Annotated in this window: 9 protein-coding genes; 4 read left to right on the forward strand and 5 right to left on the reverse strand. The window is 45.7% G+C overall.

What is annotated here, in order from left to right; translation table 11 throughout:
• Positions 1-137: 137 nt before the first annotated feature.
• The 3 genes from JGK20_RS28225 to JGK20_RS28235 all read right to left on the reverse strand — a co-directional run bounded on the left by JGK20_RS28225 (position 138) and on the right by JGK20_RS28235 (position 4,754).
• Positions 138-2,594 carry a CHASE2 domain-containing protein gene (locus JGK20_RS28225; protein WP_293232945.1) on the reverse strand — a complete coding sequence of 819 codons (2,457 nt, stop codon included), beginning with the start codon at positions 2,592-2,594 and terminating at the stop codon, positions 138-140.
• A 108-nt stretch (positions 2,595-2,702) separates the two neighbouring features.
• The gene (locus JGK20_RS28230; protein ID WP_293214221.1) at positions 2,703-3,698 is read right to left on the reverse strand and encodes a DUF1822 family protein; all 996 of its coding nucleotides are present in this window, start codon (positions 3,696-3,698) and stop codon (positions 2,703-2,705) included.
• Between the two features lie 375 nt (positions 3,699-4,073).
• Positions 4,074-4,754, reverse strand: a complete 681-nt coding sequence (locus JGK20_RS28235) for a sigma-70 family RNA polymerase sigma factor (RefSeq protein WP_293198515.1) — start codon at positions 4,752-4,754, stop codon at positions 4,074-4,076.
• Between the two features lie 687 nt (positions 4,755-5,441).
• Here JGK20_RS28235 and glgA point away from each other — a divergent pair.
• The 3 genes from glgA to JGK20_RS28250 all read left to right on the forward strand — a co-directional run bounded on the left by glgA (position 5,442) and on the right by JGK20_RS28250 (position 7,766).
• Positions 5,442-6,917 (forward strand): glycogen synthase GlgA, encoded by a 1,476-nt coding sequence (glgA, locus tag JGK20_RS28240; protein ID WP_293198513.1) that lies wholly within the window; start codon positions 5,442-5,444, stop codon positions 6,915-6,917.
• Positions 6,918-7,155: 238 nt separating this feature from the next.
• Positions 7,156-7,347, forward strand: coding sequence for a hypothetical protein (locus tag JGK20_RS28245; protein ID WP_293219850.1), 192 nt, complete (start codon positions 7,156-7,158; stop codon positions 7,345-7,347).
• 44 nt (positions 7,348-7,391) lie between these two features.
• A complete protein-coding gene (locus JGK20_RS28250; protein WP_293185674.1) occupies positions 7,392-7,766 on the forward strand; it encodes a DUF4342 domain-containing protein in 375 nt (124 codons plus the stop codon).
• Between the two features lie 507 nt (positions 7,767-8,273).
• On the opposite strand, the gene JGK20_RS28255 is transcribed toward JGK20_RS28250, so the two are convergent.
• Positions 8,274-8,624: a hypothetical protein gene (locus JGK20_RS28255; RefSeq protein ID WP_293185672.1), complete on the reverse strand. Its 351-nt coding sequence runs from the start codon at positions 8,622-8,624 to the stop codon at positions 8,274-8,276.
• 32 nt (positions 8,625-8,656) lie between these two features.
• The gene (locus tag JGK20_RS28260; RefSeq protein WP_293185671.1) at positions 8,657-8,830 is read right to left on the reverse strand and encodes a hypothetical protein; all 174 of its coding nucleotides are present in this window, start codon (positions 8,828-8,830) and stop codon (positions 8,657-8,659) included.
• Positions 8,831-9,109: 279 nt separating this feature from the next.
• Between JGK20_RS28260 and JGK20_RS28265 the strand changes: the two genes are divergently transcribed.
• Entirely contained in the window at positions 9,110-10,978 is a 1,869-nt protein-coding gene (locus JGK20_RS28265; protein WP_293214218.1) for an AAA-like domain-containing protein, read from the forward strand.
• Positions 10,979-11,274 lie beyond the last annotated feature (296 nt).

Raw genomic sequence — 11,274 nt, forward strand, 5'->3', positions numbered from 1 at the left:
TGTGGCAATACAAGTCTATTGAATAAATAATGTCACCTTCTAAAACAAAGGTATGTAGTTGCGCTTGAGCGCTCCGATCTTATATATATTAAGAGCGCTCAAGCGCAACAACGTACCTATTTAACCCTGAGATGGTACTAGATTCGCTTACAAACGATCGCAATACCACACGCCCCCAGCATTGCCACAACCGACGGTACCAAAGGCACCCACCAACCCTGGATTAGCAAAAACCAGCAAATTCCGACCAAAATCCCCGCAAAAGCGATCGCCCGCAACACCGCAAACAGCCTGCGCCGGCTGACAATCGCGATCGCGCTACCAACTGCTGCGCCGCCCAAAATCCACAGCATTTCCTGCCACACAGGCACAATTTGTAGCAGCGGGCGCCCATCCAAAGCAGCACTGATAATTTGACTCGACATTTGTGCTTGAAGTAACACCCCCGGCATTTTCTGGTAAGGTATTTCTCGCGCGCTGTAGGGTGTAAAAAAATCATCGGGATTGGAAATGGGCGCCGTCACACCTATAAAAATAATTCGGTCTTTAATCAAATTGGGACTAACTTTTCCTTCTAACAGTTCTGTCAGGCTAACTCGCTGAATAAAAGTTCGGGGCGATCGATAATTTAGCATAATTTGAAAGCCGCGATTGTCCAGGTTTTGATAAGCGCCTGTACTGCCGTGAATTGGTGCAAAAACTGCCTTTCTCAGCCCTATCTTATCTCCTGACAAAGTTTCTGGTGTGATGCCTTTTGCTGCTAGGTAATGGAGCGCAGCCCTCATGCTCAAAGAGTGTTCTGTAGCACAAAGATCGGTTGTCTGCGGCTGCATAAACAGCAAGTGGCGGCGGAGAATGCCGTCGGCATCAGCCACCACATCGCTGAACCCGAGGCGCTCTTTTGGCAGTGCAGGTGGCGGTTTGATGCCGCATTTGTTCGGTTTGCCGCTTTCTTTGACGCTGCACAAACCAATTAAACTTCGATCGCTCTGAAAGCTAGCAGCCAATGCTGCATAACCGACTCCGGAGGGGCGAGGGCGAAAGATATCCAGGGCAATCGTTTGCGGCCGATATTGTGCTAAATTTGCTACTGCTTGGGCGATCGTCCCATCCGGCAGCGGAAAGCCGTATTTTTCGATATCCGTTTCCGTTGCTTCCACCAGCAACAAACGCGAATCCGAGCTTTCGGCGGGACGCAGGCGCATCAATTGGTCAAAAGCTTGCAATTCCCATATTTGCAGCCAGCCCAGCGATCGCATTCCCGTGACAGAAACAGCACTAATTGCGATCGCCAACAGCCCGATTTGTAAGCGCCGCCTCCAAGGAAAAGGTGCTGGTTTATTTGCCAACTCTTGCCAAGTCGGCGGATTGGCAGCAGGATTTTGACAAATTACCGGCAGCCAATCCGCAGCGGGAATTTCTGACTCGCATTCTGCCAATCTTTGCCTCGCGAGGCGCACTGACACATACAAAGATTCCCCGCTGCAAAAAGAGGCGAGAAAATACTTTAAAAAATCTTGGGCAACTCGATCGCATACAGGTTCTCGCATTACGATCGTTTGCGGGATGCCCAAATCTTCAAACTGCCGCGCTATGCCCAATCCATCGCAAGAATTCAAAATAGCCAACTGCAAGCCACGGTTAACCGCTAGCTTGAAGCCTTGTTTCAGCTCTTCTACTGTTAAACTCTCGGTTTTATTGATATAAAATTTTCCCGATCGCCCGGATGCGTCGCTGTCACTGTGTCCGGCAAAAAATAAGATATCCCAGTTGTTTTCCCAAAGTTCTTGACAGATTTTTCTGCGATTTGGTTCGACCAAAAAAGTAACTTCTGCTGATGGCAATCCTTCCAAAAGTTTGCAGTCTTGTTCAATATTAATATTTTCACTGTTACCCAATATTGCTAAAATCTTTACGCGATTTGCAGGGTATTTTTCCAAATCCGCAGATCCCCCCCAGCCCCCCTTAAAAAGGGGGGAGAATTCACTCAAAGTCCCCCTTCTTAAGGGGGATTTAGGGGGATCTGAAATCGGAGATCCCCCCCAGCCCCCCTTAAAAAGGGGGGAGAATTCACTCAAAGTCCCCCTTCTTAAGGGGGATTTAGGGGGATCTGAAATCGGTATTTTTTTATAAGCTGTGGCGCTCAAGGCAATTTCGGCTTTCGGATACCCATTGAAAATATTCCAACAGTACCACGGTAAACGCCGCAAAACGATATCATCAGTTTTGATTAAAAATCGAACTGTATCCGATGGGTTTAATTGTACGAGTAATGTGTCTTTGAGTTTACGAAACGGTTCAGAGTCAAGCCAGCTATTGATTTGCAGGCTTAATTGTTCCGCCAACTCGCGACACTTGGACAACTGTGCTGTACGAGATTCGCTAATGGTAATTGCGATCGGCTTAATGCGGAAATCTCCCAAACTGCGGTAGACTGACTGCCAGCGATCGTAGTTGTCAGCTATTTCTAGTTTTGGAGGCAGGAAACCTTGGATTTCTACTGTGGCCCGTTCTCCTTCCGGGCCGATTTCCAGAGTAGCTCGCACGCCTTTTGTCAAGTTATCATCTAGCTTTAAGACAACTAATTTTTCCATGGTTGACACTCTCAGGTTTTTGATACACTGAGATTTTTGATTCCCCAAGCCAACTTCCTGGTAAAGGTTCAATTTTAATGCTGAACAGCTTATAACCAGCGGGCCGATTTAAGCGACAAAATTCTCTGCAATACAGACTTCTTTCAGTTTTACCACAACGCTGAAACATTCTCCGCGATCGGCAGCAAATTCCAGTGTCATGCAGCCGTTGTCTTTTTTGACGGCACAAGCTTCCATGACAGTCGTTCCTTCGCCGTCGATGAGTTTCAGAGTCAGGTTGAGCGGCAAGCTGTCCGCACCGGCGATCGGATGCACCTGTACTTTAATATTAATATCAGTATCAGTCGTTGGTGCGATCGCCACCAGCAAAGCTACAGATTCGGCGGGTACTCCTACACCCCTATCTAAATTAGGTTTTCCCCGAAAATAGTTGAGGGTTGTTGATACTGGTTCCGAGATATCTGGTGTCAGATGGATCGTCTTAGCCCGCACGACTGCGCTACCGTAACGAAAAGCTAAACTAGGTTCTGGCGGCGCTAAAACTTCTGCTACAGACTGCCAACTGGCCTCGAAAATATTGTGCAGCCACTGACTGAGTTGTACAGCTTTTTTGCTGCGTTTCAGACTATCCAAATGTAGCAGCAATTTTTCAAAACTTTGTAATTTGTCGATCGCCAACTCGCCAGCACTTGCAGTTGCCATAAATCCCAGCAAAGTAGCTTCTTGCCGCTGTGTATCGATTTCAACTGCTACTAAACCAATGCGATCGTCAGGTATTTCCAGCGGAATGTCACAAAACTTGCCAGACTTCACAGGGCGGCATTCCAAATAGCCAAATTGAGTTAATTTCAAATCTGCTGCATCGGTGCAAAGGCGCATAACAGGGTTCCAACTGTCGCTGGCTTTCAAATCTGTAGGAATATCCATCATTTCCATGTAATCTTTCACTGCACATACAGCTAAAGTGTTGAAATAAACTTGGCCTCTTTTTTCTGGTGTGATCAATCCTTTAATATTTGAAAATTTCTCTGCCAGCCGCAGCGCTGCGGTGGTAATGGGCAGTGGAATAGATGATTGCCTGATATTGTTAAGGTTGCCATTCATCGGGATTTTCCTCTTTGAACTATGGTGTTATGATGGAAATTCAAAAACAGACTTTTCTCTAGCGTTTCTCAGGTAAGTGAATTACAGAAAACGGCTATTACTAGACTTCTTGCAAAAATAGTTAGGACGATGCTTAAAGCCCATCCCACAAAAATCTTTTTTCTTGTGGGATGGGCTTCTAGCCCGTCCCAAAGTTTGATTAAAAGGACTTTTGCAATCTTGTCTACTAATTACAATTACTCAATATTAATGGTTATTAGCTCCCGCCATGAAAGGCTGATTGTTTGGAGAACCAGGTTTAAATACTCGCCTGAAAAACCTCGCTATCAACCGTCAACTGTCAACCGTCAACTGTCAACTGTCAACTGTCAACTGTTATTCTAGATATCCTTGCTCTTTGGCAAAATTTCGCAAGCGCGGCAAACATTCTCTTTTATAAAAGTTGGGTGCAGTTGACGGTGGTAAGTTAAATTCAAGACCAATCTTTTCCCAGGAAGTCTCCGGAGGAAGACGCTTCAAAATTAAGATTTGGCAAGTGACATCGGGACGTTTTTTGATATGAACGCTTTTTAGCTCTCCCTCGGGATCTGCCAGCACCCATTTTTTAGTCTCTTCTAAGATAACTAGCGGACTGTCAGAATGAGTCGGCGGATTTTCGACATAATTGATGAGATATAGTGCTTCTGAGTCTGCTGAAATTGGCGGTAAATCGCGTAGAAATTTCTCCTGTGTTCGTTCGTTGCTGAAGTCTTGCAGCCGCCTCCTCAGGTATGTATCCAGCCAAGTAATGACGCTGCCCAAATGCGGATCGTAAGGTTTTTTGGCGGTGTTTGCTTCGCAAACATTGCGACAAAAATACACCCAAGTTTGCTGCAAAGCATCGTGATAATGAGGCGTGCCTTCTTGCCAAAGTTTGCCGGATTTGACAATCAGCCTCACTATCTCGCTGAGTTTTTGCCGCCGCATCAAGCTTTGGGGCGGATGCGAACAAGCTTCAGCAACTAGCTGTTGGAGTTGTTGGCTTAAATTGTTTTTTTCATCCTTGGTGTCGGGCATCGGCGAGGGCCTCCTGAAGAGTCTCTGGATGAATGCTAGACACGGCATTTGCTAGTTGAATTTCCAAGATAGAATCCCTGAGTTGAGGTTTGCAAGACTTACGCATCAAAACTAAAGAAATCAGCGTTCAACAGTTGACAGTTGACAGTTGACAGTTGACAGTTTGAGAGCGACCTCTACCCAGAAGGAAGAGGATTGGAGTAATGAATCGTCTGATTTTAATTTCTCCCGAGCAGGCTTGGGGCTTTCAACCAATTATTTCTGGTAAATGAACTTCGACTCCGCTCAGTTGCCGCGCAGTCGAAGTTCAACCAGCCAGTTTTTAGCTAATCTTGTGGCTAGGGCGAAGGATTTTCGTCCATCAAAGCCACTTTCTAGCTACTCGTGCGTAAGTTCTAAATCAGTTATCAGCATCGTGCGATAAATTTTCGCGCAATTTCCGAAAAAAAAATTAAAGTATTTATTTGACAAATGCGATCGAATGAGGTACCGGTCGATTTTTGAGGCTGTGCCGCGGATGTGTCCTTTGTCTCCTGTGCGTTTATGGGCCACAGCCCCGAATTCCGCTAGCTGGAAGCGCGATCGCCCTTTTATGTCCAACGAGCGACTTGCTTATTTGCTGAGAAATCATATACTTTGTCAAGTTAAGAAAATATTTTTTGATTGATCCAGGAGTAAGCAAAAAAAATGTACATCGTACAAATTGCCTCAGAGTGCGCCCCCGTCATCAAAGCAGGGGGTTTGGGCGACGTAGTTTATGGGTTGAGTCGGGAGTTGCAGAATTCCGGTAACGCCGTCGAGATTATTCTGCCCAAGTATGACTGCATGAGGTACGACCACATTTGGGGGCTGCACGATGCCTATCGGGATTTGGCGGTGCCCTGGTACGGCGGCGAAATCCTTTGCGATGTGTACTGCGGCTGGGTGCACGGGGTGTTGTGTTTTTTCATCGAACCTCGATCGCAAGATAACTTTTTTAACCGCGGCTGTTATTACGGTTGCAACGATGACAATATGCGGTTTGCATTTTTTAGCAAAGCTGCTTTAGAATTTTTGCTCAGAAGCAACAAGCGCCCGGATGTGATTCACTGTCACGACTGGCAAACTGGCTTGATTCCAGTCATGCTGTTTGAAATTTACAAATACAATTGGATGGAAAATCAGCGAGTCTGCTATACCATTCACAATTTCAAACATCAAGGTATGGGCGGAAGCGAGGTGTTGCAAGCAACGGGTTTGAATCGAGATGATTATTATTTTCAGTACGATCGCCTGCGAGATAATTTTAACCCTTTTGCCATCAATTTTATGAAAGGCGGCATTGTGTACTCGAATTTTGTCACCACGGTTTCGCCGCATCACGCTTGGGAAGCTCACGTCGGCGAGTTCGGCTACGGTTTGGGACATACTTTGCATATATATCAAGACAAGTTTCGCGGGGTGCTCAACGGCATCGATTACGATGTGTGGAATCCCGAGAGCGATCGCTATATTCCGCAACACTACACTGCGGATGATTTGGCAGGAAAAGCTGAAACTAAAACCGCTTTGCGCGATCGGCTGTTAATGCGCGATGCTGACAAGCCTCTGATTACCTTTATCGGTCGTTTGGACGACCAAAAAGGCGTTCACCTCGTCCACCACGCCATTTATTACTGTCTGAGCAAAGGCGCGCAATTCGTGCTTTTGGGTTCGGCAACGGAAGCGGGAATTAACGCGCATTTCCAGCACGAAAAATGGGTTTTAAATGACAATCCAGACTGCCATTTGGAACTTGGTTTTAATGAGGAACTGTCGCACTTAATTTACGCGGGTGCGGATATGATTGTGGTGCCGAGCAATTACGAACCCTGCGGGCTGACTCAGATGATCGGGTTGCGGTACGGCACAGTGCCTGTGGTGCGGGGTGTGGGCGGTTTGGTGAATACGGTGTTCGATCGCGATTACGACACCAACCACTTACCGGAAGAGCGCAACGGCTACGTATTTCACCAAACGGACTACTGCGCTTTAGAGTCGGCGCTCGATCGGGCGATCGGATTGTGGTATGACTACCATGATGACTTTGAAAAACTCATGATTCAAGGGATGAATTGCGATAATTCGTGGAAATATCCAGCTAAAGACTATGTGGAAATTTACGAACTAATTCGACACAAATAAGTTAGTCAGTAGTCATTAGTCATTAGTCATTGGTCATTGGTAATTAGTCATTGGGAGAGCATCTCACTTTTGCAAAAAAGCAATTTCTTTACAGTGCGAGCGTCCCCGCTCGCGATCTATAATCGCTCGCGGGGACGCTCGCACTATAAAATCAAAACATCAAAACTGAGATGCTCCCGTCATTGGTCATTGGTCATTGGTCATTGGTCAGTAGTCAGTAGTCATTGGTCATGGGTAATTGGTAATTGGTCAACTGCCAACTGCCAACTGCCAACTGCCAACTGCCAACTGCCAACTGTCAACTGTCAACTGTCAACTGTCAACTGTCAACAGAGATAATGTTTTGGGTGAAAAGGCGGGGGCGGAAAGTACGAATGTAGCTTGTAGGGTTTTCTTGCCTGTCGGTGCGAAGTGCGATCGCACAAGATAGAAGTATAGAAATTAAACGGCTGGTGTTCGCCCGCCCTACACAAAATGAACTCACAACAACTAGAACAACAAGTAACAATCCTCCAAGACGAAACAGCCGCCTCCGGAAATTCAGCCAACCCAACAGTTGAAACTCCTTTATTCACCTCAGAGTTCGTAACAGAGGAAAAAGTTAGAGTGGAAGAATTTAAGATTAGCGCCGACAGTTTAATTGGTAAAGTCAAAGAATTAATTGAGCAAGGAAAACTCCGCCGCCTCGTGATCAAAAACTCAGAAGGGCGGATTTTAGCAGACATTCCGCTGATGGCGGGATTGGTAGGTGGCGTTGCAGGGAGTGTAGTCTTTCCAATTGCTGCTGTATTGGCAACAGTTGGGGCAGTTGTCGCTCATTTGACTGTGGTTATCGAGCGAAAAGAGTAATAGGTACGTAGTTGCGCTTCAGCGCTCTTAGGATCGGAAATTAAATAATTTACACAAATTTGTGGGATGGGCTCGGGTGGCCCATCCCACGAACCATCAAACTGTAAGTTATAGCGATTCTCAAAAAGATTTGCGGACGTTGTTGGGCTTGGGCCCTCTTAGTGGAACTGGTTATGTAACCTGTCAATCGTACCTCATCTTTTTGATAAAGGCTATATTTAATTCTCAGTCCTTACATATATAATAAGAAAGAGCGCTGAAGCGCAACTACATACCAGAGTTATAAAAGGTACGTAGTTGCGCTTTAAAAGAGCGCTGAAGCGCAACTACATACGAATGCACCCGTAATTTTTATTATTATTTTTGAGAATATTTGGTTTCCGGGAATTATCTTGCATCCGGTTATATTAAACCTGTTTATTCTCGTCTTGCGTAGATCGGAAAGTTCATTCAGTCGGGAATATAATTCCCAGAATTATTGTTGGCTCGGCACGAGTTGTATTTGTGTTAGAGTACAAATTCTAGTTGTGCGATCGCGCGATTTCTCGCATCTTCGATGCAGTCGATCGCACTTTTGGCAAAAACTTGGCTTTTGGCAACAAATCGGCGATCGTTCAAATGGTCGTAAGCTTCCCAATTACCGCTAACTTCGCGATCGTGCCACAGAAACCAGCCGCGGTAGATTTCCCCGCTATCAATATCATCGCACAGCACCAGCCAATCATCACCCGTGAGAGCGCTGTTATCTAAGGCTACCAATTCAACCCACGCTAATGCAGTGCAGGCATCGATCGCATCAGCATCAACGGAGTTAGATTCTGTAGTGGTAGATTGTGGCGAGCAAAGTGTAGACTTCATAAATTCTCCTGAATGAAATAAATGGATTTATGCTATTTATGCAACTGATGGGGGACAGGAATTGGAAAAATGGTATTCTGATGAATTTGCGGTTGGTCAAATTTACCAGCGGCCGATGCTTCTGTTAAATTATTAAGTGTATTAATTGTCACAATTGAAGCAGTTCCTAAGGCGGCCATTGCCAATCGGTGTAGAATTTTGTTCATGGTGATGCTCCTGGGTTTTCCTTGATGTATCTACTCTAAAAAAAATCAGTGGTTGCTCGCAGGGGAGATTGGGGAGTTAAGATTTTTTTTTCTTTTCAAATATATTCACAGGTTGAAGCCGTTATCAGGACAGAGTTTGAGAAAGTCGATCGCCTAAAAACCCTCTACAAGTAAAATTCCTTAAATTCCGGCGGGCTGACTATCTCCCTTAAAATCGCTTAAAATAGGAACTTAAGGCGTTAAAGTTCCTAGATTCCTTCCCATTTCAGTGCAACAGAAGTGCTCAAGTCAAAACGCGATCGCGGTCGAATTCTCACAGCCCCTGGCTTAAAGAAACTTAATGAGGCGCTCCAAGAATGGTCTGACCGATATAACATTAGAGGTACTCTGACGGAAATCGAGGCCGAGTCGGGCGTTGGCGCGGATACTGTCAGCAAAATTAAGCAGGGTAGAGAAGGTGCGGATCTCAGCAAACTGCGACAGTTGTTCGCGGCGTTTGAGTTGACTCTGACAAATGGCGACCATCGATCGGCTAAACTAGACGATGCCGAAGATGTCGCTGAGTCGGACAATTTGCCCGCGGCAAGGGAAACAGCCCGCAGCAACAGAAGTGTTAAAGTATTTGTGAGTTATCGCAGCGCCGAACCCGATCGCGAATTGGGAAAACAGTTAGAAACGGCCTTAAGTGCGATCGGTCATACAGTCTTCACAGCCGAAAATAACATTAGATTGGGAGATAATTGGTTCGATCGCATAAACTACTTCCTCAAAGAATGCGATTATTTGCTATTGCTATTGCCGCCAACAGTCAGCCAAAGCGAACTGCTAACATATCAAGTCCAGCAAGCCAAAGAACTGCAAGACTCTCGCCCTGACAAGAAACCAATAATTTTACCGATTCGCGTCGGTTTTCCCTTAAACGTGCCTCTAAACCACGATTTGCGGGGCTATCTGTACCGAATCGAACAGAGGGAATGGCAAAAGGACGGCGACACTCCAATTCTGATCGAAGAAGTGTTGAAATTGCTAGCAGAAACTCCCGCACCAGTCAAAGAACAACCGGAAGATTTAACACCAAACCAAGTATTAGAAATTAGCAGCGACGAAATACCTCTACCCAGCGCCGAACCGGAATTACCCGGAGGACAAGTCGATGTCGCTTCTCAATTTTATGTAGAACGCCCGCCCATCGAAGAACGTTGCTATCAAACTATTTTGCAGCCCAGCGCGTTAATTAGAATTAAAGCGCCGAGACAAATGGGCAAAACATCCTTGATGGCAAGAATTTTGCATCACGGAACCCGTCAAGGTTATTGTACAGTGCCACTAACTTTTCAGTTAGTAGATAAAAGTGTATTCGCCAACTTAGATAAATTCTTAAAATGGTTTTGCGCTTACGTCGGACGCGAATTGCACTTAGCCAATCAATTAGACGATTATTGGGATGATATTTTTGGCAGCAAAGTCAACTGCAAAGATTACTTTGAGAAATACATCTTACCCCAAATCGACAGTCCTCTAATTTTAGGATTAGACGAGATCGATCGCGTTTTCCAATATCCCGACATAGCCGAAGACTTTTTAGGACTGCTGCGGGCGTGGCACGAAGAATCGAAGCGGCGGGATATCTGGAAAAAACTGCGATTAATTGTAGTACATTCCACCGAAGTTTACATCCCGATGAACATCAATCAATCACCCTTCAACGTCGGCTTACCCGTAGACTTGCCCGAATTCAACGCTGGGCAAATCCAAGACTTAGCAGCGCGGCACAATTTGCATTGGTCAGATGCCGAAGTTGAGCAACTTACGGCAATAGTCGGCGGTCATCCGTATTTAGTACGAGTTGCACTATATCACATTTCGCGAGGTGATTTGACTATTGATGAATTAAAAGAAAGTGCGATCGCCGATGCGGGAATTTACAGCGATCACTTGCGCCGCCAACTGTGGAATTTAGAAGAATATCCAGAGTTAGCTGCGGGGATGAGAGAGATTGCGGCGGCGGATTCTGGGGTGCAATTAAAGGCGATTCAGGCGTTCAAGTTGGACAGTTTGGGGTTGGTAAAGTTGCAGGGAAACGAGTGCGTGCCGAGGTGCGAGTTGTACCGGCAATATTTTCGATCGCACTTGAGCGCGATCGGGTAAAATATTGAGCGATTAGGTATCATATAATTCCAGATATTGTAGGGGCGGGTTCACCAACAATAATTGCCTAAAACTAACAATCTCATAAACCCGCCCCCACCCAACGAAAAATCACAATATTGTAGGGGCGGGTTCACCGACAATAATTGCCTAAAACCGACAATCTCATAAACCCGCCCCCACCCAACGAAAAATCACAATATTGTAGATACTGTCTTGATCTGTCAAGGGGTAGCAAGTAAATAAGTTGGATCGAAAGGCTTTTGGGACTTTAAAATACCAAAAGCCAAATGCAC

The organism is Microcoleus sp. PH2017_05_CCC_O_A (genome assembly GCF_020738785.1).
Lineage (GTDB): Bacteria > Cyanobacteriota > Cyanobacteriia > Cyanobacteriales > Microcoleaceae > Microcoleus.

Excerpts from the sequence above, each read along its gene's own strand:
- JGK20_RS28225 (WP_293232945.1), bottom strand. The coding sequence starts at position 2,594 with ATGGAAAAATTAGTTGTCTTAAAGCTAGATGATAACTTGACAAAAGGC.
- JGK20_RS28230 (WP_293214221.1), bottom strand. The coding sequence starts at position 3,698 with ATGAATGGCAACCTTAACAATATCAGGCAATCATCTATTCCACTGCCC.
- JGK20_RS28235 (WP_293198515.1), bottom strand. The coding sequence starts at position 4,754 with ATGCCCGACACCAAGGATGAAAAAAACAATTTAAGCCAACAACTCCAA.
- glgA (WP_293198513.1), top strand. The coding sequence starts at position 5,442 with ATGTACATCGTACAAATTGCCTCAGAGTGCGCCCCCGTCATCAAAGCA.
- JGK20_RS28250 (WP_293185674.1), top strand. The coding sequence starts at position 7,392 with ATGAACTCACAACAACTAGAACAACAAGTAACAATCCTCCAAGACGAA.
- JGK20_RS28255 (WP_293185672.1), bottom strand. The coding sequence starts at position 8,624 with ATGAAGTCTACACTTTGCTCGCCACAATCTACCACTACAGAATCTAAC.
- JGK20_RS28260 (WP_293185671.1), bottom strand. The coding sequence starts at position 8,830 with ATGAACAAAATTCTACACCGATTGGCAATGGCCGCCTTAGGAACTGCT.